Annotated in this window: 27 protein-coding genes and 1 tRNA gene; 18 read left to right on the top strand and 10 right to left on the bottom strand. The window is 66.4% G+C overall.

Features of this window, described 5'->3' with window-relative positions; translation table 11 throughout:
• Window positions 1-55 precede the first annotated feature (55 nt).
• Both MasN3_RS01440 and MasN3_RS01445 read left to right on the top strand, forming a co-directional pair.
• Window positions 56-655, top strand: a complete 600-nt coding sequence (locus MasN3_RS01440) for a glutathione peroxidase (protein WP_281911667.1) — start codon at window positions 56-58, stop codon at window positions 653-655.
• A gap of 113 nt (window positions 656-768) precedes the next feature.
• A complete protein-coding gene (locus tag MasN3_RS01445) occupies window positions 769-1380 on the top strand; it encodes an OmpW/AlkL family protein (protein WP_281911668.1) in 612 nt (203 codons plus the stop codon).
• Here MasN3_RS01445 and pabB read toward each other — a convergent pair whose 3' ends face one another.
• The 3 genes from pabB to MasN3_RS01460 are packed head-to-tail and all read right to left on the bottom strand — an operon-like array spanning window position 1381 to window position 4572.
• Window positions 1381-3216 carry an aminodeoxychorismate synthase component I gene (gene pabB, locus MasN3_RS01450; RefSeq protein WP_281911669.1) on the bottom strand — a complete coding sequence of 612 codons (1836 nt, stop codon included), beginning with the start codon at window positions 3214-3216 and terminating at the stop codon, window positions 1381-1383. It abuts the gene before it with no gap.
• Window positions 3217-3234: 18 nt separating this feature from the next.
• Window positions 3235-3813 carry a nucleoid occlusion factor SlmA gene (gene slmA, locus MasN3_RS01455; protein WP_281911671.1) on the bottom strand — a complete coding sequence of 193 codons (579 nt, stop codon included), beginning with the start codon at window positions 3811-3813 and terminating at the stop codon, window positions 3235-3237.
• 30 nt (window positions 3814-3843) lie between these two features.
• Window positions 3844-4572, bottom strand: coding sequence for a pyrimidine 5'-nucleotidase (locus tag MasN3_RS01460; protein ID WP_281911672.1), 729 nt, complete (start codon window positions 4570-4572; stop codon window positions 3844-3846).
• Between the two features lie 40 nt (window positions 4573-4612).
• On the opposite strand from MasN3_RS01460, the gene MasN3_RS01465 reads away from it, so the two are divergent.
• Window positions 4613-5515, top strand: a complete 903-nt coding sequence (locus MasN3_RS01465; RefSeq protein ID WP_281911674.1) for a TraB/GumN family protein — start codon at window positions 4613-4615, stop codon at window positions 5513-5515.
• Window positions 5516-5539: 24 nt separating this feature from the next.
• On the opposite strand, the gene MasN3_RS01470 is transcribed toward MasN3_RS01465, so the two are convergent.
• Both MasN3_RS01470 and argB read right to left on the bottom strand, forming a co-directional pair.
• Window positions 5540-5614: transfer RNA gene (locus MasN3_RS01470), tRNA-Thr, on the bottom strand.
• A 43-nt stretch (window positions 5615-5657) separates the two neighbouring features.
• A complete protein-coding gene (argB, locus tag MasN3_RS01475) occupies window positions 5658-6587 on the bottom strand; it encodes an acetylglutamate kinase (RefSeq protein WP_281911676.1) in 930 nt (309 codons plus the stop codon).
• A gap of 110 nt (window positions 6588-6697) precedes the next feature.
• Between argB and MasN3_RS01480 the strand changes: the two genes are divergently transcribed.
• Entirely contained in the window at window positions 6698-6901 is a 204-nt protein-coding gene (locus MasN3_RS01480; RefSeq protein ID WP_281911677.1) for a cysteine-rich CWC family protein, read from the top strand.
• A 101-nt stretch (window positions 6902-7002) separates the two neighbouring features.
• Here MasN3_RS01480 and MasN3_RS01485 read toward each other — a convergent pair whose 3' ends face one another.
• Window positions 7003-8070 (bottom strand): extracellular catalytic domain type 1 short-chain-length polyhydroxyalkanoate depolymerase, encoded by a 1068-nt coding sequence (locus MasN3_RS01485; protein ID WP_281911678.1) that lies wholly within the window; start codon window positions 8068-8070, stop codon window positions 7003-7005.
• Between the two features lie 112 nt (window positions 8071-8182).
• On the opposite strand from MasN3_RS01485, the gene MasN3_RS01490 reads away from it, so the two are divergent.
• The 5 genes from MasN3_RS01490 (at window position 8183) to MasN3_RS01510 (ending at window position 12358) form a co-directional block, all read left to right on the top strand.
• Entirely contained in the window at window positions 8183-8626 is a 444-nt protein-coding gene (locus MasN3_RS01490; protein ID WP_281911680.1) for a thioesterase family protein, read from the top strand.
• Between the two features lie 88 nt (window positions 8627-8714).
• Window positions 8715-10184, top strand: a complete 1470-nt coding sequence (locus MasN3_RS01495; protein WP_281911681.1) for a UbiA family prenyltransferase — start codon at window positions 8715-8717, stop codon at window positions 10182-10184.
• The gene (locus MasN3_RS01500; protein WP_281911683.1) at window positions 10184-10408 is read left to right on the top strand and encodes a DUF1289 domain-containing protein; all 225 of its coding nucleotides are present in this window, start codon (window positions 10184-10186) and stop codon (window positions 10406-10408) included. The genes MasN3_RS01495 and MasN3_RS01500 overlap by 1 nt, the downstream gene beginning before the upstream one ends.
• A gap of 1 nt (window position 10409) precedes the next feature.
• Window positions 10410-11321 carry an MBL fold metallo-hydrolase gene (locus MasN3_RS01505; RefSeq protein WP_281911684.1) on the top strand — a complete coding sequence of 304 codons (912 nt, stop codon included), beginning with the start codon at window positions 10410-10412 and terminating at the stop codon, window positions 11319-11321.
• 83 nt (window positions 11322-11404) lie between these two features.
• Window positions 11405-12358 (top strand): NAD(P)H-dependent flavin oxidoreductase, encoded by a 954-nt coding sequence (locus MasN3_RS01510; RefSeq protein WP_281911685.1) that lies wholly within the window; start codon window positions 11405-11407, stop codon window positions 12356-12358.
• A 104-nt stretch (window positions 12359-12462) separates the two neighbouring features.
• Here the strand turns inward: MasN3_RS01510 and MasN3_RS01515 are convergent, their stop codons facing one another.
• A complete protein-coding gene (locus MasN3_RS01515; RefSeq protein ID WP_281911687.1) occupies window positions 12463-13089 on the bottom strand; it encodes a hypoxanthine-guanine phosphoribosyltransferase in 627 nt (208 codons plus the stop codon).
• Between the two features lie 76 nt (window positions 13090-13165).
• A complete protein-coding gene (locus tag MasN3_RS01520; RefSeq protein ID WP_281911689.1) occupies window positions 13166-13516 on the bottom strand; it encodes an MmcQ/YjbR family DNA-binding protein in 351 nt (116 codons plus the stop codon).
• Between the two features lie 111 nt (window positions 13517-13627).
• Here MasN3_RS01520 and MasN3_RS01525 point away from each other — a divergent pair, with 111 nt between their 5' ends.
• The 7 genes from MasN3_RS01525 (at window position 13628) to MasN3_RS01555 (ending at window position 18916) form a co-directional block, all read left to right on the top strand.
• The gene (locus MasN3_RS01525; RefSeq protein WP_281911691.1) at window positions 13628-15442 is read left to right on the top strand and encodes an aminopeptidase P family protein; all 1815 of its coding nucleotides are present in this window, start codon (window positions 13628-13630) and stop codon (window positions 15440-15442) included.
• Window positions 15442-15708, top strand: a complete 267-nt coding sequence (locus MasN3_RS01530) for a hypothetical protein (RefSeq protein ID WP_036216788.1) — start codon at window positions 15442-15444, stop codon at window positions 15706-15708. The genes MasN3_RS01525 and MasN3_RS01530 overlap by 1 nt, the downstream gene beginning before the upstream one ends.
• A gap of 9 nt (window positions 15709-15717) precedes the next feature.
• Window positions 15718-16461 (top strand): MgtC/SapB family protein, encoded by a 744-nt coding sequence (locus MasN3_RS01535; RefSeq protein ID WP_281911694.1) that lies wholly within the window; start codon window positions 15718-15720, stop codon window positions 16459-16461.
• A gap of 49 nt (window positions 16462-16510) precedes the next feature.
• Entirely contained in the window at window positions 16511-17089 is a 579-nt protein-coding gene (locus MasN3_RS01540) for a DUF924 family protein (RefSeq protein ID WP_281911695.1), read from the top strand.
• A gap of 1 nt (window position 17090) precedes the next feature.
• The gene (locus MasN3_RS01545) at window positions 17091-17918 is read left to right on the top strand and encodes a Rossmann-like and DUF2520 domain-containing protein (RefSeq protein ID WP_281911697.1); all 828 of its coding nucleotides are present in this window, start codon (window positions 17091-17093) and stop codon (window positions 17916-17918) included.
• A gap of 134 nt (window positions 17919-18052) precedes the next feature.
• On the top strand, window positions 18053-18430 hold the full coding sequence (locus MasN3_RS01550) for an MAPEG family protein (protein ID WP_281911698.1): 378 nt from the start codon (window positions 18053-18055) through the stop codon (window positions 18428-18430).
• A 123-nt stretch (window positions 18431-18553) separates the two neighbouring features.
• The gene (locus tag MasN3_RS01555) at window positions 18554-18916 is read left to right on the top strand and encodes a hypothetical protein (RefSeq protein ID WP_281911699.1); all 363 of its coding nucleotides are present in this window, start codon (window positions 18554-18556) and stop codon (window positions 18914-18916) included.
• Here MasN3_RS01555 and MasN3_RS01560 read toward each other — a convergent pair.
• A complete protein-coding gene (locus MasN3_RS01560) occupies window positions 18907-19494 on the bottom strand; it encodes a molybdopterin-dependent oxidoreductase (RefSeq protein WP_281911701.1) in 588 nt (195 codons plus the stop codon). The genes MasN3_RS01555 and MasN3_RS01560 overlap by 10 nt on opposite strands.
• 52 nt (window positions 19495-19546) lie before the next feature.
• On the opposite strand from MasN3_RS01560, the gene MasN3_RS01565 reads away from it, so the two are divergent.
• Window positions 19547-20143, top strand: a complete 597-nt coding sequence (locus MasN3_RS01565) for an alpha-ketoglutarate-dependent dioxygenase AlkB family protein (RefSeq protein ID WP_281911704.1) — start codon at window positions 19547-19549, stop codon at window positions 20141-20143.
• A 173-nt stretch (window positions 20144-20316) separates the two neighbouring features.
• A complete protein-coding gene (locus MasN3_RS01570; protein ID WP_281911705.1) occupies window positions 20317-20889 on the top strand; it encodes a porin family protein in 573 nt (190 codons plus the stop codon).
• A 49-nt stretch (window positions 20890-20938) separates the two neighbouring features.
• Here MasN3_RS01570 and MasN3_RS01575 read toward each other — a convergent pair whose 3' ends face one another.
• Complete coding sequence (locus MasN3_RS01575; RefSeq protein ID WP_281911707.1) at window positions 20939-21469, bottom strand: REP-associated tyrosine transposase; 531 nt, start codon at window positions 21467-21469, stop codon at window positions 20939-20941.
• Window positions 21470-21539 lie beyond the last annotated feature (70 nt).

A 21539-nucleotide genomic window follows, 5' to 3' on the forward strand; every position in this document is an offset into this window, starting at 1 on the left:
TACAGGGGGCGGCTGCGTTACAATCGTGGCATCACCAACCAGGGAACTCCCCGCCATGATCAAGACCACCGCCCTGCTGTTCGCTGCCCTTGCCGCAGCCAGCGTCTCCCTGCCTGCCGCCGCACAGGCCACGTCCGCGCCGGGCGCCCCGGCTGCCGCGCGCATGCCGATGAGCTGCCCGGCCATCCTCAAGCAAAATTTCAAGCGCCTGCAGGACGACGCCCCGCAGGACCTGTGCCAGTACGCCGGCAAGGTGGTGCTGGTGGTGAACACGGCCAGCTACTGCGGCTTCACCAAGCAGTACGAAGGACTGGAGAAGCTGTACGCGAAGTACGGCGGGCGCGGACTGGTGGTCCTGGGCTTCCCTTCGAACGACTTCGGCAAGCAGGAGCCGGGCAATTCCAAGGAGATCGCCGACTTCTGCTTCAATACCTACGGGGTCAAGTTCCCGATGTTCGCCAAGAGCTCGGTCACCGGCCCGGAAGCCAATCCGCTGCACGCCAGCCTTGCCAAGGCCACCGGCCAGGCGCCGAAGTGGAACTTCACCAAGTATCTGATCGGCCGCGACGGCAAGGTCATCGACCACTTCCCGAGCAAGGTGACGCCGGAAGATCCGGCCCTGGTCGGCAAGATCGAGCAAGCGCTCGCCATGTGAGCCGAGAGCCAATAACCACAATATCAATGTGGTTATTTTGATCCAGATCAACGATTTTTTTGCGCTGCATCAATATTCTTCCTTTCGTCACCATGACGAAAGGAAGAAAAAAAATGAATAGCTTGTTGAAGCATCTGCTGGCTATGTCGCTCGCGCTCGCCGGCAGCCAGGCCCTGGCACAGGACAGCAACTGGTTGGTGCGTGCGCGCGCCGTCCACATCGATCCGGCGAATCAATCCGCGCCCCTGGCCGGGACCGGCGCCGCGGACCGCATCCACGTAGCCAGCAAGACCATCCCCGAAGTCGACATCTCCTACTTCTTCACGCCGCACCTGGCGGCCGAGCTGATCCTGACTTATCCACAGAAGCACGCGGTCACCCTGGACAGCGCCCGCATCGGCAGCTTCCGCCACCTGCCGCCGACCCTGACGGCCCAGTACCACTTCGCGCCCCAGGCGACAGTGAGTCCTTACTTAGGCGCCGGCCTCAACTATACGCGCATCTCGCGCGTGAAACTGCTGGGCGGCGCGGGCGACCTTGAACAGGACAGCTGGGGCCTGGCCCTGCAGGCCGGCGTGGACGTCCGCCTCGATGCGCGCTGGTCGCTCAACCTCGACGTGAAGAAAGTGAACATCCGCAGCGACGTGATGGTCGGCGGCGCGAAGGCAAGCGTGGTCAAGGTCGATCCGGTGCTGTTCGGCCTCGGCCTCGGCTACAAGTTCTGATCAGCCCAGCGGGTCGTCCAGCAGGACCGCCCGCAGCGGCCCGCGCAGCGCATTGCAGACGACGATGTCGTCCGCCTCCGCCAGCATCGCGCGCGTGATCACGCGCTCGCTCGCGTTCCAGGCCGGCGCCTGCAACAGGATGCTCCGCATCACGCCCGGCAGCAGGCCGCTCGACACGGGCGGCGTGATCCACTCGCTGCCGACACGCAGGAACACGTTGCTGCGTCCCCCTTCCGTCAGTTCCCCGCGCTCGTTGAAGAACAGGGCGTCAAACGCGCCTTGCGCCTCGGCGGCGCGCCAGGCCGCGTCGTAGCGGCCGCGCACGCTCGTCTTGTGGCGCAGGAAGACGTCGCCCGAATGGGTCGTTTCCTGCGCCAGCAGCAGCGCCACCGGTTCGCCCAGGGGCGCCAGCGGCGCCGCCTGCACGGCCAGCGCGCCGTCGGGGGCCACCGCCAGGCGCAGCCGGTGCAGCTGGCCGTGGGGCAGGGCCAGGCAGGCCTCGTTCAGGGCCGCGCGCGCGGCCCCATAGTCGAACGGATAGCCGAAGTAGCGGCAGGAGGCGGCCAGGCGGTCGAGGTGCTGCTCGACGTGGCGGCAGCCGTCGTCCCAGGAAGCGCGCAGGGTCTCGAAGATCTCGAATTCGTTGGGCAGGCCGGTGAGGAAGCGCGCCTTGAGCCGGCATTCGGCGTACTCGGAGGCGGCATCGCTGTCGTACACGATACCGGCGCCGACGCCCAGTTCGCCCTTGCGGGTGCCGCCCTCCGGTGCGCCCAGCGCCAGGGTGCGGATCGGGACCGACAGGCAGAAGTCGCCAAAGTCCCTGGCGCTACCCGCCGCCGGCGGATCGAACCAGCCGATCGCGCCGGTATAGATGCCGCGCGCGCTCGGCTCCAGTTCATGGATGATCTCCATGCTGCGGCGCTTCGGCGCCCCGGTGATCGAGCCGCAGGGGTAGAGCGCGGCGAATACTTCCTCCAGTGAGGCATCCTCGCGCAGGCGCGCCTGCACGGTCGAGGTCATCTGCAGCACGCTGCCATAGCGGCGCACCTCGAACAGCGCCGGTACCTCGACGCTGCCGGTGACGGCTACCCGTCCCAGGTCGTTGCGCAGCAGGTCGACGATCATCAGGTTCTCGGCGCGGTTCTTGGTGTCCAGAGCGAGGGCCTGGGAGCGCTCCTGGTCGACCGCATCGTCACCGCTGGCCGGCGCGGTGCCTTTCATCGGACGCGCCTGCAGCCTACCGGCCTCGTGGCGCACGAACAGTTCGGGCGAGAAGGACAATACCGCGCCGCCGTCCGGCAGGGCCACCAGGGCGCCGTAGGGTACGCGCTGGCGCGCGCGCAACCGCGCATACAGGTTGACGAGCGCGCCATAGGTCTCGAAGCGCAGGCGGTAGGTGTAATTCACCTGGTAGGTGTCGCCGGCGGCGATGTAGTCGCGGATGCGGCGGATCGCATCGCTGAAGGCGGCTTCGTCGACGTCGGGCGCAATGCCGGCCACGCCCGCCAGTGCGTCGGCAGGCGCGCGGGTGGCGATCCAGGCCTCGACCTGGCTGGCATCCAGGTGCTCGCATTGTTCGAACAACAGCACCTGCGCCAGCGCACCCGGCACCGGGTGCGCCGGCACGCCTTGCAGCTGCGCGCCCAGTTCGTAGGTGAGCAGCGGCACCGCGTACAGGCCGCGTCCGAGCGCCTCCTGCAGCGCGCGCAGCAACTGCGGCCAGCCGGCGGCATCGAGGCAATGCAGGGTGCCGGTGTGGCGGCTGTAGAGGCGCGACCGGGCCTCGCCGACGGCGCCGGCGTCGTCCAGCAGCGCGAATACTTCCTGGGTGTCCATGATGCCTGTGTGGCGCCTTTATGCCGCCAGCAGCAGCGACAGCTGCAGGGACGTGCCTTCGGCCGGGTTCTGCTTGAAGCCGGTCTTGGCGAAGCGGTGCCAGCGTCCGGTCACGTAGCTCACCAAGAGGCTGGCGCGCGCCGCGACGTCGGTCTCCAGGCCGTGGCCTTGGGTGACGGCAACCCGCAAGGCGCCCTTGAACGCCATTTCGATCCGGTCGTAGAAGCCGTTCATGCGCAGCTGCAGGCGTTCGTCCTCGCCCACCAGCGCGTCGCCGATCAGCACCCGGGTCATGCCCGGGTTGTTGGCGGCGAAGGACAGCAGCATCTGCAGGATCGCATGCGCCTGGTGCACCCCGTCTTCCTCGCGTTCGGCGATCTGGTTGATCAGGCCGAAGACGCTCGACTCGATGAACTCGATCAGGCCCTCGTACATCTGCGCCTTGCTGGCGAAGTGGCGGTACAGCGCCGCCTCCGACACCGACAGGCGCGCCGCCAGCGCCGCCGTGGTGATCTTTTCGCCCTTCGGCTGCTCGAGCATCGCGGCCAGGGCCTGGAGGATTTGCAGCTTGCGCTGACCTGGCTTGGTGCTTGCCATGTATTCCCTAGTTTGGTGTTGTTGTAGGTATTAGCGCAACCGGTGCAGACGCGCCGGTAGCTGCCGCACGGATTTTACTTTGACATCGACGTAACCGGGGCGTTTCAGGGTCCTTGGCAGCGGCGCTTTTCCGATCGGATCGCTCATGCGCAGGTATTGCGTCACCCAGACGGTGCGCAGGCCGAGACGGCTGGCGCTTTTCAGGTTGGCCAGCGTGTCCTCGACCAGGATGCAGCGGCGCGCCGCCACGCCGTGCTTGCGCAGCAGGCGGCGCAGCATCAGGCTTGAAGGCTTGGGGCGCAGCTGGCGGTGCACGTGCATGTGCTCGATCGCCACGTGGTGGGCGAAATGGCGGCTCAGGCCCAGGTGGCGCATCACGTCGGTCGAGTAGCGCGTCGGCGCGTTGGTGAGCAGGATCTTGCGGCCCGGCAGGCGGCGCAGCAGCGTGCCCAGTCCCTTCTCCGCCCGCACCAGCTTGTCGAGGGCGCCGAGATCGTGCGTGACGTGCAGGAAGTCGGCCGCCGAAACCCCGTGGTGGCGGATCATGCCGAGCAGGGTGGCGCCGTAGCGCTTCCAGTAGCCCAGGCGCGCCGCATCGACCTGGGCCTGGGTGGCCGGGCTGGTGCCGTCGCCCAGCACGCGCGCGATGTAGGTGTTCATGTTGGCGCTGATGGCCGGGAAGATGGCATGCGAGGCATCGTGCAGGGTATTGTCGAGGTCGAACAGCCAGACGGGGGAGGGGAGGGTATGATTTGCCACAATTTCAGCTTAACAGCGCGAATACAACAAGGAGAAATGAATGCAACGACGTCCGATTATAGTGGTGTTCCTCAGCTTGTTCCTGCTGGCCTTCCAGGCGATGGCGGCGGAAGTGGGCACAGCGCGGGGCGCGCTGTTCAAGGCCACCGACAAGGGCAATACCTTGTACCTGTACGGCACCATGCACGTCGGCCGCGCGGACTTCTATCCCCTCGAGCCGCGCATCCGGGCGGCGATCGCCGCCGCCCCCACGCTGGCGCTGGAAATCGACATGAAGAGCGACCCGGCCGCGATCGCCGCCGCGGTCCAGCAGCACGGCATGTTCCCGCCCGGCAGCCCGGGCTATGCGGCCCTGGCGCCCGAGCGCCGCGCGCGCATCGAGGCCGCGCTGCGCAAGCACGGGCTGGAGCCGGCCGCCGTGGCGCAATTCAAGCCCTGGATGCTGGTGACGATGCTTGCCGTGTTCGAGACCGTCAAGCTGGGCTACGACCCGGCCCTCGGCGTCGACGACCACCTCGCCACGCTGGCGCGCCAGGGCAAGACCCGTATCGCCGAGCTCGAGACCATGCACTACCAGGCCGGTCTGCTGAACCGCTTGTCTGACGAAGAGCAATGGCGCCTGCTGGAAGAAACGCTGGAAGACATGGCCTCGGGCCGCCAGTTGCGCGAGACGCGCGAGCTGCTCGACGCCTACGAGCGTGCCGACCGGCGTGCGCAGGAAGACCTGATGCGGCGCGTGGACAGCGACGACAGCCTGACCGGGAAGTTCACGCGCGACATCCTGCTCCACGAGCGCAACGGACCGATGGCCGACAAGGCGGCTGCCCTGCTGGCGCGCGAAAACAATGCGGTGGTGGCGGTGGGCCTGCTGCACCTGCTGGGACAAGGCGGACTGCCCGAGCTGCTGCGCAAACGCGGCATCAAGGTGGAGCGGATCTACTAAGGGGGGAGTATTGCAGAGGGGAGGTGGTGCCCTTGACGTGGATTGAACACGTGGCCTCTCCCTTACCAAGGGAGTGCTCTACCACTGAGCTACAAGGGCATTCAGGTCATTTCTTGTGGCGGATATTTCCGCCACAAAAAAATTAGTGAGACCGGATCATAGTGCCAAATGCCTGCTCGGTCAAGACTTCCAGCAACAAACTGTGTTCGATGCGTCCGTCGATGATGTGCACGGTATTCACGCCGGACTTGGCGGCGTCCAGTGCCGACGAGATCTTCGGCAGCATGCCGCCGGAAATCGTGCCGTCTTCGAACATCTCGTCGATCTCGCGCGCCGACAGGTCGGTGACCAGGTTGCCTGCCTTGTCCTGCACGCCGGCGATGTTGGTCATCATGATGAGCTTTTCGGCCTTCAGGATCTCGGCGATCTTGCCGGCGACGACGTCGGCATTGATGTTGTAGGCCTGGCCGTCCTGGCCGAAGCCGATCGGCGAGATGATCGGGATGAAGGCATCGTCCTGCAGCGCCTTGACGACGGCAGGGTTGATCGCCTCGATCTCGCCGACGAAACCGATGTCCAGGAATTCGCCCGGCTTTTCCTTGTCGGGCATGCTCATGCGACGAGCGCGGATGAGTCCACCGTCCTTGCCGGTAAGGCCCACGGCCTGGCCGCCGTAGTGGTTGATCAGCATGACGATGTCCTGCTGGACTTCGCCGCCCAGCACCCACTCGACCACTTCCATGGTCTCTTCGTCGGTGATGCGCATGCCCTGCACGAAGGTGCCCTGCTTGCCGATCTTCCTCAGCGCATTGTCGATCTGCGGACCGCCGCCGTGCACCACGACCGGGTTCATGCCCACCAGCTTGAGCAGGATGACGTCGCGCGCGAAGCCGTGCTTCAGGCGCTCGTCGGTCATGGCGTTGCCGCCGTACTTGATGACGATGGTCTTGCCGTGGAAGTTGCGGATATAGGGAAGCGCCTCGGCCAGGATCTGCGCCTTGATCTGCGGCGATACTTTGGTCAGATCGTTAGGCTGGTCGTCGGTGTTCAGGCTGGTCAGAGTAGCGTTCATGGAGGGTCCAAAATAAATGTCGCAAGATTTTAAGGCAACAGGGTAGTACTTGTGCTGATTATATGGCGTCTTGTTGTATTTTATGGGCTCGATCCTCACCGTAAAGAACCATGCGTAGCCTTCCCACCCCGAGTACATGCAGCCGCTGCGGCGCCGAATTCGGCTGCGCGATGCTCCAGGGCAGCCTTGAACCCTGCTGGTGTACCACGCTGCCGCCGGCCGTGCCGGTGCCGCAGGAGGCCGCCGGCTGCTGGTGCCCGGCCTGCCTGCGCGCGCATATCGAAGCCGAGCTCGCGAAGCGCCGGGGGTCGTAGGGTGGTCGGCTCTGCCGACCGCGCGTTCAACTACCAATGAAGTTGCTGCACAGGCAGCAGCACTGTGATTTGAACGCGCGCACGGCCGTGCACCCTACGCATCACCGCCGTGTGCGAAAGAACCGCAGCATCTCCCGGCTCGCATCCGGCCCGCGCCCGTCGGTATAGCTGCCGCGCGCGCGGCCGCCCGACCAGGCATGGCCGGCCCCGTGGATCAGCCAGTGCTCGGCATGCACCGCCCCGTCCTCGCGGTGGTGCAGGGTGCGCGTGTACGCATGGCCGTCCGGCACCCGTCCCGGCTCGGCGGCGCGGCGTGCCGCCTGGCGCGCGACCTGGGCGATCAGTTCATCGGCATTCGCCGGGTGCACGGTGGTGTCCTGGTCGCCATGGAAGACGATGATCGGGAGCGGCCGCCCGGGCAGCTGGGCTTGTGCCTGCGCGTGCCGGAACTCGCCCTTCATGGCCGCCAGCGCCGAGGGCAGGTCGTGCGCCGACGCGAACGGCAGGCCCGAATGCACCCCCACGGCCGCGTACAGGTCCGGATAGAGCGTGCCCATGATGGTCGCCATCGCACCGCCCGCCGACAGGCCCGCCACGTAGACCTGTTCCGGATCGACCGGGTACTGCTCCATGACCGCGCGCGTCATGCCGGCGATGATCGAAGGCTCGCCCTGGCCGCGCTGCTGGTCGACTGCGTTGAACCAGTTCCAGCAGCGCGACGGGTTGGCCGCCTTGCTCTGGGCCGGATACAGCACCAGGCAGGACGCTTCCTCGGCCAGCTCGTTCATGCCGGTGCCGTTGGCGAAATCCTCCGGATCCTGGGTGCAGCCGTGCAGCATCACCAGGAGCGGCAGCGGCTTGCCGGAATCATTGCCGGGGACGTAGAGCTTGTAGTCGCGGGTGCCGGCCGGGGCGGTATGGCTGCCGTCCATGAACCTGCCCGGCAGGCTGACGCCGAGTTCGGCTTCGAAGGGATCGCTTGCCGCCGCGGCGCTCCCCACACCGACGCTGCGCATCCGGCGCTGGGCGTCGCGCTGCAGGGCGCTGGCGTTCTTCAGTGTTTCCTGGATCATGGTGTCGGCCGCCGCCGGTACCGTGTGCAGGAACGAGCGCAGCGTCGAGCGGGTGGCGGCGCGCATCTGCGCCATCAGTTTCTTGTTCAGCTTCATTGGCCCTCCTGTTCGTGCCATTGCTTGCAATCTCCCTGCCCAGGCTTACGTCAGCCTTGCACTCATGTCCGTGCAGCAAGCCAGGCAGCGCGGCATGCGCTAAGCTTCACCCATGCATCCCACTTTCCAGCCCGGCCTTCGCTTCGAATGGCACTACACCGTCCCGGAGCGCGCCAGCGTGCCCCAGCTTTACCACGATACCTTGTTTTGCCGCGATATGCCGGATGTGCTGGCCACCGGTTACCTTGTTGGCATGATGGAACTTGCCTGCCTGCACGGAATGATGCCCTACGTCGACTGGCCGCGGGAGCAGAGCCTGGGGACGATGGTGAACTTCCGCCACCTGGCGCCGACGCCGCCGGGCATGCGCCTGCGAATCGAAGGCGAGGTAGTGGAAGTGGAGGGGCGCCGGGTGCGTTTCCGGGTCGAGGCCTGGGACGAGGTGGAAAAGGTGTGTGAAGGCACACACGAACGTTGTTTGATCGATACAAGCCGCTTCGCCGACAAGCTGGTCCGCAAACAGCTGTCGCATAGCGTCGTTATTGATAGCCAATAAATCAATACCAGAATTACAATTGACCCCTTACCGGCATTTCTGCATAGTGGAAAATGTCGTTCTTCGAATTTCTCCTTGTTGAGTGTGTATGTTGAATTCCCACCAGGCTGAACCAGTGTCTGCCGCCGTGCCGCTGGTCGTCGATCTCGACGGCACCCTCACTCTGACCGATACGCTGGTCGAGTCCGTCGTGCTGCTGGCTCGGCAATCGCCATCGAGCCTGCTGCGCTTGCCTTTCTGGCTGCTGCGCGGCCGTGAAGCGTTGAAATCCGAAATCGCCCGCCGTGTCGAGCTGCCGGCGGCGCAGTTGCCTTACCGCGAAGAGCTGCTCGATTATCTGCGGGCCGAAAAGGCGGCCGGCCGTGAAATCGTGCTGGCCACGGCCGCGCACCGCAAGATTGCCGATGATGTTGCAGCCCACCTCGGCCTGTTCGACCGCGTATTGGCCACCGACGAGACGCGCAACCTGAAGGGATCCAACAAGCTGGCCGCGATTCGCGAAGAAGTCGGGCCGGAGTTTGCGTATGCCGGCGACAGTCCGGCCGACCTCGCGGTATGGAAAGGCGCCCAGGCGGCGCTGCTGGTCGGCGCGTCCGAGTCGCTGGCGCGCCAGGTGCGCAGGGAACATGTGGTCGAGAAGGAGTTTGCGCGTCCCGCCGCCGGGCTACGGGTGTGGCGCAAGGCTTTGCGCGTGCACCAGTGGGCCAAGAACGTCCTGCTGTTCGTGCCGATGCTCACCGCGTTCTCGTTCGCCCCGGCCGACATCGCCACCATGCTGCTGGCCTTCCTGTGTTTCTCGTTGGCGGCTTCGGCGACCTACATCGCCAACGACCTGTGGGACCTCGGCAACGACCGTCAGCATCCGCGCAAGCGCCTGCGCCCCTTCGCCAGTGGCGTGCTGCCGATCACCTCGGGCGTCGCGGCCGCGGCCGGCCTGATGGCGGTCGCGTTCGGGCTTGCCGTCCTTGGGGTCAACGCAGGCTTCGCCGCCATGCTGCTGGCCTACGTCGTCATGACCACCACTTACAGCTGGAGCCTGAAGGAATACGTGCTGGTGGACGTCATGGCGCTGTCGATCCTCTATACCATGCGCATCGTGACTGGCTCGGTGGCGGTGGGCATCGAAACCAGCTCCTGGCTGCTGGCCTTCTCGCTGTTCGTCTTCCTCAGCCTGGCGCTAGTCAAGCGCTGTTCCGAGCTCAAGGCCCTGCAGGGCAGCGGCGGCAACAGTACCCGCGGGCGCGATTACCGCGTCAGCGACCTGGCCGTGCTGTGGCCGATGGGCCTGGCCTCGGCAATGTCGGCGGTGGTGGTGTTCGGCCTCTACATCCACGCACCTGAAACCCAGGCGCGCTACGCCACCCCTACGCTGCTGTGGGCTGCCGTGGCGCTGCTGATCTACTGGCTCGGACGCTTGTGGATCAAGACCGGGCGTGATGAAATGGACGACGACCCGGTCCTGTATGCACTCAAGGACCGCGGCAGCCGGCTGGTCGTGATCGCGATGGGCGTGGTCATGGGCTGTGCCTACTTCTTCGACTTGGCTGCGATCTTCTGATGTCCCTGCCGCAAAAACCGCCGGTGCCGAGCGCACCGGAACTGCACAGCCCCGTCCCCTCTCCCTGCATCAACGTATGCCAGATGGAGCCCGCCACTGGCCTGTGCCGGGGCTGCCTGCGCACGATCGAGGAGATCGTCGCCTGGGGCAGCGCCAGCGACGAGGACAAGCGCGCCGTGTGGGCCGAGATCCGGCGCCGCCAAGCCGAGATCGACTGGGGCTGAGGTGGAAGCGCGCCTGCCGCCGTCGATCCACGTCTTCGAGCGCGGCTGGCTCTCGTCCAACAACATCCTGTTCACCGGCGCCGAGGACACGGCGCTGGTCGACAGCGGCTACGTGACGCATGCGGCGCAGACCCTGGCGCTGGTGCGCCAGGTGCTCGGTTCCCGCCCGCTCGAACGCCTGCTCAACACCCACCTGCACTCCGACCACTGCGGCGGCAACGCCCTGCTGGCGCAGGCCTATGGCTGCCGGATCGCGATCCCGGCGCTGGACGCCGCCAAGGTGGCCGCGTGGGACGAAGAGGCGCTCAGCTACCGCGCCACCGGCCAGCAGTGCGCGCGTTTTCATTTCGATGTCACCCTGGCCCCGGGCGATATCCTGATGCTCGGTGATCTGCGCTGGCAGGTCCTGGCGGCGCCCGGCCACGACCCGCATGCGCTGCTGTTCTTCTGCGCAAGCGAAGGCATCCTGATTTCCGGCGACGCGCTGTGGGAGAACGGTTTCGGGGTGGTGTTCCCGGAACTGGCCGGCGAGCCGGGCTTCGACGAGGTCGGCGCCACCCTCGAGCTGATCGCCAGCCTGGATGCGCGCGTGGTCATTCCCGGCCATGGGGCGCTGTTCGGCGACGTGCCGGGGGCGCTGGCGCGGGCGCGGACGCGCCTGGATTACCTGAGTGCGGACCCGGTGCGCAACGCACAGAACGCGGTCAAGGTGCTGTTGAAATTCCTGCTGCTGGAGCGGCGCGCGCTGGCGCTGGAGGCGCTGCCCGGCCTGCTGGCCTCGATCCCGCTGGTGGAACGGGTGCGCACCGGGGTGCTGGCCATGGACGAGGACGCGCTGGCGCAATGGGCCTGCGCGGCACTGGTGCGCGCCGGCGCCGCCCGCATCGATGGCGGCGCCCTGGCTGACGTTTAGAGTCCAGAATCTAGCACGATCGTTCTTTTTTCACGGCATAATGCCCTGGATACGTTTGATCAACCGACAACCGAGAGCTTCCCATGACGCTGCCACCCGTGCTGCAAGACCTGTCCCTCCCCGTCATCGCTTCGCCGATGTTTATCGCCAGCGGTCCCGCGCTGGTGGCGGCCCAGTGCAAGGCCGGCATCGTCGGTTCCTTCCCCGCCCTGAACGCGCGGCCGGCCGAACTGCTGGACACCTGGCTGACCGACCTGCAGCGCGAGCTGGCCGAGTACCAGGACGCCAACCCGGGCGCGAAGGTGGGCCCGATCGCGGTGAACCAGATCGTGCACGCCTCGAACGACCGCCTGGCGCACGACGTCGAGGTCTGCGTGAAGCACCAGGTGCCGATCATCATCTCCTCGCTGCGCGCGCCGCCGAAGGAGATGCTCGATGCGGTGCACGCCTACGGCGGCATCGTGATGCACGACGTGGTCTCGATCCGCCACGCGCAGAAGGCGCTGGAAGCCGGCGTGGACGGCCTGATCCTGGTGGCGGCCGGCGCCGGCGGCCATGCGGGCGCGCTGTCGCCCTTCGCGCTGGTGGGCGAGGTGCGCAAGTTCTTCAAGGGGCCGATCGCCCTGTCCGGCGCGATCGCCACCGGCGACGCGATCCTCGCGGCCCAGGCCATGGGCGCCGACTTCGCCTACATCGGCTCGCGCTGGCTGGCGACCCGGGAATCGAACGTCAGCGACGCCTACCGCGACGCGATCGTGGAATCGTCGGCGGCCGACGTGGTGTACACCAACCTGTTCACCGGCGTGCACGGCAACTACCTGAAGAAATCGATCGTCGCCGCCGGGCTCGATCCGGACAACCTGCCGGAATCGGACAAGAGCAAGATGAGCTTCGGTGCGGGCAGCGCCAAGGCCTGGCGCGACATCTGGGGCGCCGGCCAGGGCGTGGGCCTGATGGACGACGTGCCGAGCGTGGCCGAGATGGTCGAGCGCCTGAAGGCGGAATACGCGGCGGCGCGCGCGCGCCTGGCGCTGTAGGGTGGTCGGCTCTGCCGACCGCGCGTTCAAATCCGGCTTGAGCAGACGCTGCGGTTATTTTTCAGCTGGTTGAACGCGCGGACGGCGAAGCCGTCCACCCTACATTAATCCAGGCGCTTGGCGTCGGGCGTCGGGAAGGGCGGCGGCGGTTCCGCCGCGCTCAGGTCGTCCTGGTTGATCGACCACAGCCCCGGCAGGTTGCGCCAGTAGTTGTACACGTCCATGCCGAAGCCGACCACGAATTCGTTCGGCAGGCTCAAGCCGACCAGGTCGGCCTTGATCGGCTTGGCGCGCTTGAGGTCCTTGTCGGCGAACACCGCGACGACCACTTCGGCCGCGCCCATGTCGAGCAGGCGCTGCTTCACGTGGGCGAGGGTCTCGCCTTCGTCGAGGATGTCGTCGACCACGACGATGGTGCGGCCCGCCACGTCCTGGCGCGGGATGACCTTCCACACGATCTGGCCGCCGCGGTCGGCGTCGCCGTAGCGGCTCACGTGGATGTAGTCGAATTCGAGCGGGAAGTCGAGCTGCGGCAGCAGGTGGCCGGTGAACACGACGGCGCCGCCCATCACGCCCAGCACCAGCGGGAAGGACTTCTCGTCGGGATTGCCGAAGCGCTTGTTCAGCTCAGTGGCGACACGCGCCACCGCGGCCTGGACTTCTTCGGGCGTGACGATCTGGGTGGCGTTGGCGAGCAGCGCGCGGGCGCGGTCATGGTGGTAGTCTTGCATGGTCGGTCTGTCTCTGGTGTCGGGATGGCGCTGCGATTATGCGCCAATCAGGTAGGCGGGCGCGTTCCTGTTGGAATCAGGCGCCCTGGATCTCACGCTGCAGCTTGCGGGTGAGCTTGGCGAAAACGAGCTCATACGAGCGGCGCAGCAGGGCTGCGAACTCCTCGTCGTCGAGCCGGGCCTCCGGCGTCACGAAGACCCACTTGGCGCGCGCCAGGTAGGGGGCAGGGAGGATGCCGGGGCGGTCGGTCAGTTCAAGAAAGCGCTCGTCGTCGGCCTTCAGGCTAAAGCCGGTCGAGGGGCCGTCCTTGTTGGTGACGGCAAACATCTTGGCGCCGACCGAAAAGACGGTGTCGTGGTCCCACTTGGTGTCTTCAGTGCAGCCGGGGAAGCTGCGGCAGAGTGTCTTTGCCGCTTCAAAATCCATTCTGTCTCCTGTGCCGGCGTGCGCGCCGGTCGTTTGTTCGTCTCGGACAACATTGTAACGCGCCGTTCGGCGTATCATACGTGGCTAGGATAACAACCCAAGACCCAAGCCATGTCCACTGAATTTGAACAAGCCCGCAGCAAGCGCCTGGCCCAGCTGCGCAGCGCAATGGCGCGTGCCGGCATCGACGCCTTTGTCGTGCCGTCGAGCGACCCGCACCTGTCGGAATACCTGCCCGGGCACTGGAAGGGCAGGGAGTGGGTGTCGGGCTTCACCGGCTCGGTCGGCACCTTCATCGCCACCGCGGACTTTGCCGGCGTGTGGACCGACGGCCGCTACTGGACCCAGGCCGAGACCGAGCTGGCCGGCAGCGAGATCGCCCTGATGAAGATCCCGGGTGCGGCGAGCCAGATGCACGTGGACTGGCTGGCGGCCAACCTGGCGCCCGGCCAGACCGTCGCGGTGGATGCGCGCGTGCTCGGCCTGGCCGGCGCACGCCTGTTGACGGACGCCCTGTCGGCCAAGGGCATCCGGCTGCGTACCGACATCGACCTGCTCGACGAAGTCTGGCAGGACCGTCCGGCATTGCCGGCCGACCCGGTGTTCGAGCACCTGCCGCCCTACGCGACCACCAGCCGCGCGGACAAGCTGGCCGCTACCCGCGCCGCGATGGAGCAGCATGGGGCCGGCTTCCATGTCATCTCGACGCTGGACGACATCGCCTACCTGTTCAACCTGCGCGGCGCCGACGTCAGTTTTAACCCGGTGTTCCTGGCGCATGCGCTGATCGGCCGCGCCGATGCCACCCTGTTCGTCGGCGAGGGCAAGGTGCCGCCGGAAGTCCGGGCGCGCCTCGAGTCCGACGGCGTGCACCTCGCGCCGTACGCGAACGCCGCCACCGCGCTCGGTGCGCTGCCGGACGGCGCCACCCTGCTGCTCGACCCGCGCCGGGTGACCGCCGGCATGCGCGCCGCGGTAGCGCAAGGCGTGCACGTGGTCGAAGCGATCAACCCGACCACCTTCGCCAAGTCGCGCAAGCTCGATAGCGAAGCGGTCAACGTGCGCGCCGCCATGGAGCAGGACGGCGCCGCGCTGTGCGAATTCTTCTCCTGGCTGGAGGCCGAACTGGCCAACAGCGCCCGTATGCCGCTGGATGAAGTCGCGATCGACACCCATATCACGGCAAGCCGTGCGCGCCGTCCCAACTTCATCAGCCCGAGCTTCTCGACCATCGCCGGCTTCAACAGCAACGGCGCGATCATGCACTACCGCGCCGCGCAAGCAACCTGCGCGACGATCGAAGGCGACGGCCTGCTGCTGATCGACTCGGGCGGCCAGTACCTGGGCGGCACCACCGACATCACGCGCGTGATCCCGGTCGGCACCCCGAGCGAAGCGCAGAAGCGCGACTACACCCTGGTGCTGAAGGGCCTGATCAACCTGTCGGCGACGCGCTTCCCGCGCGGCACCCGTTCGCCGATGCTGGACGCGATCGCGCGCGCGCCGATCTGGGCCGCCGGCATCGACTACGGCCACGGCACCGGCCACGGCGTCGGCTATTTCCTGAACGTGCACGAAGGCCCGCAGACCATCTCCCCTAGTGTGCCGCCGGATCCGCACACCGCGATGGAGCCGGGCATGATCACCTCGATCGAGCCGGGCATCTACCGTCCGGGCCGCTGGGGCATCCGCATCGAGAACCTGGTGCTGAACCGTGTGGTGGACAGCACCGAGTTCGGCGAATACCTGGGCTTCGAGACGCTCACCCTGTGCCCGATCGATACCCGTCCCCTGGTGCGCTCCCTGCTGCGCGAAGACGAGATCGCGTGGCTGAACGCCTACCACGCCACCGTGCGTGCGCGCCTCGAGCCTATGGTCGCCGGCGCGGCGCGCGACTGGCTCATCGAACGGACGGAGGCGATCTGATGGCGAGCTCCCGTTCCACCCGCGCCAGCGCGGCGGTCGAACGCCTCAAGAAGCGCACCGGGAACGCCGCGTATTCGATGGCGCGCACCGGCGACGGGCTGTTCTACCTGTCCGAGGCCCCGGGCGCGCCCGCGCTCAATGCGCCGCTCGAGCTGGACGACTTCGTCGCCTTCGTGAACGGCCTCGGCCCGCAGGAGGTCAAGCGGATCAGCAAGCACGACGAAGCCTTCGAAAAGCAGCTGGTGCGCAAGAAACCGGGAGCGTGACGACCCGCCATGCCCTCCCATGCCCTGCTGGCCAATTACTGGTCCGAATCCAGCATCTACACCAACGGCCTGATCCTGCTGCACCTGGCCGGCGCGCTGGCGCTCGGCCTGCTGGTCGGCTATGAACGCGCCTACCACGGCCGCGCCGCCGGCATGCGCACCTATGGGCTGGTGTGCATGGCCTCGGCCGCGCTGACCATCCTGGCCGGCTACCCGGACTTCTGGTACGGCGGCCATGGCGGCGTGCTGGCGCCGGTCGACCCGACCCGCATCATCCAGGGCGTGGTGACCGGCATCGGCTTCCTCGGCGCCGGCGTGATCATGCGCGAAGGCTTCAACATCAGCGGCCTGACCACGGCCGCCTCGATCTGGGCCTCGTCCGCGATCGGCATCCTGGTCGGCGTCGGCTTCTACCTGGCGGCGATGGGCCTGGCCTTCTTCTCGGGCATGATCATGATCTACCTGAACCGCCTGGAGACCATCCTGCCTTCGCGCCATGCAGTGGCGGTGCGCATGCGTTTCAAGCCCCAGGTGCTGCCGCGCGAAGAGGTCCTGCGCCAGGCCGCGCTCGAGCGCGGCTACGAGATCGCGGGCAGCTCGCTCACCATCAGCAGCGACGAAGGCCGCCAGGAATGGCGCTTCGTGGCGCTGGCGCTGTCGAACCACAGCGGCGCGCCCTTGTCGGAACTGGCGCAGGAGCTGGCCGCCTTCGAAGGACTGGAAGCCTTCCAGCTGTCGCACGCCCGTAATTAAGAAAAATCCAACAACAATAAATCGGTTTATTCAGAACTGGGGGTCATCAATGCAAGCACAAGACGTTCTCGATTTCTGGTTCCTGCCGGAAGGCAGCGAAGGCCATGGCAAACAGCGCATCGAATGGTTCCGCAAGGACGAAGCCTTCGATGCGGCGCTGCGCGAGCGCTTCGGCGCCCTCATCCACCAGGCGGTGGCGGGCGGGCTGCGCGAATGGGACGAGCTCGGACCGCGCGGCGCGCTGGCGCGCATCCTGGTGCTCGACCAGTTCACCCGCAACGCCTTCCGCGGCAAGCCGGAATCCTTCGCCGGCGACACGCTGGCGCTGGCCAGCGCGCAGCAGCTGGTGGATTCGGGCGAGCATCTGACGCTCTCTCCGGTTGAGCGCCAGTTCGTCTACATGCCCTTCGAGCACGCGGAGGACGCGCGCATGCAGGAGCAGGCCGTGACCCTGTTCACCGAGCTGGCCAGCCAGCATGAGGGTTTCGCAGAGGCCCTGGATTATGCGCACCGCCACCGCGGCGTGATCGCCCGCTTCGGCCGTTTCCCGCACCGTAACCCTATCCTCGGCCGCGCCTCCTCGCCGGAAGAGCTGGCCTACCTCGCGCTGCCCGGTTCCGGTTTCTGACGTGGCGACGCTGAACCTGGTCGGCGCCGGCCACGTCGGCCGCGCGCTCGGGCGCCTGTTCGCCTCCAGCGGCGCTTTTGTCGTGCAGGACGTCCTGACCCGCAACGCGGCCAGCGCCCGCGAGGCGGTGGACTTCATCGGCGCCGGCCACGCCTGCGCCACGCTGGCGCAGATGCGCCCGGCCCAGGTGTGGATGCTGGCGGTGGGCGACGACGCCATCGTGCCGGCCTGCAAAGCCCTGGCGGCAAGCGGACCGCTGGCGGGGGCGGTGGTGTTCCACTGCAGCGGCGCCAAGGCTTCCGGCGAATTGCAGGCGGCGCGCGCGGCCGGCGCCCATGTCGCCAGCGTGCACCCGGTGCGCAGCTTCGCCGACCCCCAAGCCGTGGCCGCGGATTTCGCCGGCACCTTTTGCGGGATCGAGGGCGACGACGCGGCGCTGGGGCTGCTGGAGCCGGCCTTCGCGGCGATCGGGGCACGCCTGGTGCGCATCGACCCGGCCGCCAAGACGGTCTACCACGCGGCCGCCGTGTTCGCGTCGAACTACCTGGTGACGGTGCTCGACGCCGCCCTGCGCGCGTACGAGGCGGCCGGGGTGCCGGCGGAAGTGGCGCGCGAACTGGCGCGGCCGCTCGCGAGTGAAGCCTTGGCCAACGTATTCCGCCTCGGCCCGGAAGCGGCGCTCAGCGGACCGGTCGCGCGCGGCGACTTCGCCACCGTGGCACGCCAGCAGGATGCCGTGACGCGCTGGGATGCCGCCACCGGCCGCCTGTACGAAGCGCTGGTGCCGCCGACCGCCGAGCTGGCACGCCGCAAACGTGGGGCAGCCTGAACTTATCCAGGGCTTGTCCAGCGCTTTTCCAAGGCTTATCCCTCCCCTTATCCCAAGCTTATCCAAGCACTTTTCCCGGGTTTTTCCAAGGCCTTTCCATGTTCTTATCCAAAGCATTATCCACAGGAGTTCCCATGTTCTTCACCGCCTGGGCCACCCTGGCCGTACTTGGCGTCTACTTCTGGACCGGTGTGAATGCCGGCCGCGCCCGCATCCGCCACGCGGTGCCGGCGCCCCTGATGGAAGGACCGGAAGAATTCCTGCGCTGCCAGCGCGTACAGGCCAATACCCTCGAACAGCTGCCCCTGGTCCTGGCGCCGCTGTGGCTGTGCGCCTTCTACCTGGGCGACCTGTGGGCGGCGGCGGGCGGCCTGCTGTGGTGTCTGGGCCGCATCGCCTATGCGCTCGGCTATTACCGCGATCCGGCCAAGCGCGAACTCGGGTTTATTACGGGAATGCTGGCCTGCGCGTTGTTAATTGGCGGCACCGTTTGGGGCCTGTTACTGCGCTAACGCCAAAAAAAGTGCAGTCAGTGATCGACAAAGTTCCTGTAGGGCAATAAGCTAGGACGCTGAGACCAATCAGCGATCCGCCCGCCACCCATGGCCGCGCGGGCAACAGGAGAAGGAGAACCCATGCTGTTCCTGAAGAGCACCAGCGCCACCAAGGCCCCGGGCATCTATGAAGTCGACGTCGCCGCCAAACCGCCGGGCAAGACCTTCGGTGTCTTCCTGGCGACCGATCCGGACAATCCGCCCCAGACCGTGCTGGCGGGCCTGGCCGAACTCGGCTTCAAGAACACCCACCAGCAAAGCTATGTCCACAAGGACAAGGGCAAGGTGCTGGACCTGCACTTCCAGAAAGACGGCACCGACCTGTTCAACGGCTGGAAGGCCGAGGAATGCAAGACCAACCTGGCGGCGATCGAAGCCTTGTTCGGCAACGTCGGCATCGCCATCACGCCGCGCGTCATGAGTTTGGCCGAAGCCTACGCCTGATCCGCTAACACGTCGATGTGATACAGCGCCCAGGGGCAGGCGCCAAAACGCTCCTTGACCGGCCGCGCCGCCATCTCCGGCACGCGGTCGGCGTCGTACACCGCCCACAAGGGCCCCAGCCCGCCCAGCGCCATCGGCTGTCCGTCGAGATGGGTCGCGACGATGAATTTCCAGGCGCGCAGCTGGCCCATCGGGACGGCGGCGGCATAGCCGTCCACCGCACGCAACAGCAGCTGGCTGGCGTCGGCGGGACGCGTGCCGGCCAGGGCCAGGACGTCCGCCAGCAGGGGCCCGCGCAGCGTATGCGGTTTGCCGTCGTATTCCAGCGTGGGCCGGATGGTCTGGGCCGGCAAGGCCGCGATCGCCGCGAAGTCCAGCGCGAAAGCCCGCTTGAATGCCAGCTTGTGCTTGAACATCATCTGGTCGCGCACCGGGTCGAGGCCGCCGCGGTTGCTGCGCGTGACGGCGCCGGTGATGGTGAGCAGGGCAGGGCCGCCCGTTGGAACCACGGCTGGCGCAGCGATGGCGGGCAGGGTGCCGGAGGCGAGTGCCGCGCCCAGGAAGTGACGTTTGTCCATGCGAAAATGCGGTGGTGGGGAAAACCCTCATCGTAGCCATAGATATTGCACAATGGACTTGTTTACCTCGGCCAGCACGCTTGCCCCGATTCCGATTCGCGACGGCGAACTGGCTTTTCTTCCCCAGCTGCCGCTGCCCTGGCCCAACGCGGTGGTGCTGGCGCGCCTGATCGCGGAAACCGCCTGGCGCGAGGAAACCGTCGTCGTCTACGGCAAGCGCCACCTGCAGCCGCGCCTGAGCGCCTGGCATGGCGAGAAGGCGTACCGCTATTCCGGCCTGAGCCTGGCGCCGCTGCCGTTCACGCCGCTGCTCGACACCATCCGCGCGGCAGCCGAGGCGGCCACCGGCCGGCACTACAACAGCGTACTCCTGAACTATTATCGCGACGGCCGCGACAGCATGGGCATGCACAGCGACGACGAGCCGGAGTTGGGCCCGCAGCCAGCCATCGCCTCGGTCAGTTTCGGCGCAACCCGGCCCTTCATCCTGCGCCACAAGGGCACGAAAGAGACCCTGACACTGCCGTTGACCGACGGCAGCCTGTTGTTCATGGCCGGTCCGATCCAGGCCAACTGGATGCATGGAATCAACAAAACGGCCAAGCCGATCGGGCCGCGAATCAACCTAACTTTCCGCAACATCGCCTAACGAGCGCGCTATTTTCTGTATCTTTTTGGAGAATTAACTTACGCTTGAGTCAGTAATTTACAACTGCTTACAGTTTTTACGGCCTGGGGACTTTAATAAAACGAAACCGATGCTACCTTGGCAGTATCGCGATTCAATGGGAATCGCGAATCAGCCAAATAAAAAGGATTCGCATGAAAAAGCTCATCGTTGCACTGATCGCATCCGTCGCCGCCATGTCGGCGGCCCAGGCTCAGACCACCGCACCACGCGCCTATGTCGGCGCCGGCGTGGCTAGCGCCGATCATGATTTCAAGATGTCCGGCGCGACCAATGTCGATACCGACGGCTACAAGGCTTCCGGCAAGATCTTCGGCGGGTATGAGTTCGACCAGAACTGGGCTGTCGAAGCGGGCTATACCGACTTCCGTAAGGCGGACGTCAACTACTCGATCGGCGGCGTGAACAACCGCGGCGAGACCGATGGCCACGCCTACTACCTGGCGGCCAAGGCGACCCTGCCGGTCAATGAACAGTTCTCGGTCTACGGCAAGCTGGGCGCGGCGCGCACCAAGAGCGAGCTGGAACTGATCAATGCCTCGCAGAACATGAGCCGTAGTAAGACCGAAGCCTATGGCGCGCTCGGCGCGGAGTACAAGCTGAACCAGAACGTGTCGCTGATCGGCGAATACGAGCGCTATGGCAAGAGCAAGGACTTCGGCGCCAAGGCCGACGTCTGGACCATCGGCGCCAAGTACGCTTTCTAAGCACCCATCGCTCCAACAACAAAAGGCCCTGCGGGGCCTTTTGTTTTGCCTACAGGCGCGCGTAGCCGTGCGGCTGCGGCCGGTGCACCCAGGGCGGTACGATGAGTTCCGGCACCGGCATCGCATGGCCGCTACTCAAGAAGCGGTGCAGCGACGACCAGGGCCACTCGCGCGGATGGCTGCAAAAGCCATGCCGTACCGCGTCGAGGTGGGTGTAGTCGACCAGCGCCGCGTACTCGTCGTCGTCGCCAACCCGGTAGTGCTGGTAGTGGCGTTCCCAGATCGTGCCGTCGGCCTCCGGCACGGTGGACTTGCGCAGCGCCTTGGAGAAGGCGATCTTGACCGCGCGCCAGCGGCTCGCGCAGTCGTGGTCGCCCGGCGGCAGCGTCCACATCGCATGCGCATGGTCCGGCAAGACCACCCAGGCATCGACATGGAAGGGTTTGCGCACGCGCGCCAGGCGCATGGCTTCACCAAAGGCGGAAATATGGTCTGTCAACAAGGTGCTGCCCCGTTCGAGCAGGCGCACCGTGAAAAAAAACGTCCCGCCCGGGACGCGGTTGTCGCGGTAATCAATCATAGGCTGTGTCAACGCGTGCCTTGCAAAGGCCACGGACATGCGGGCCATTCGGCCCAACGCCAAGGATTCT

Origin of the sequence: Massilia varians (genome assembly GCF_027923905.1) — a bacterium.
In the GTDB taxonomy this organism is placed as follows: domain Bacteria; phylum Pseudomonadota; class Gammaproteobacteria; order Burkholderiales; family Burkholderiaceae_D; genus Telluria; species Telluria varians_B.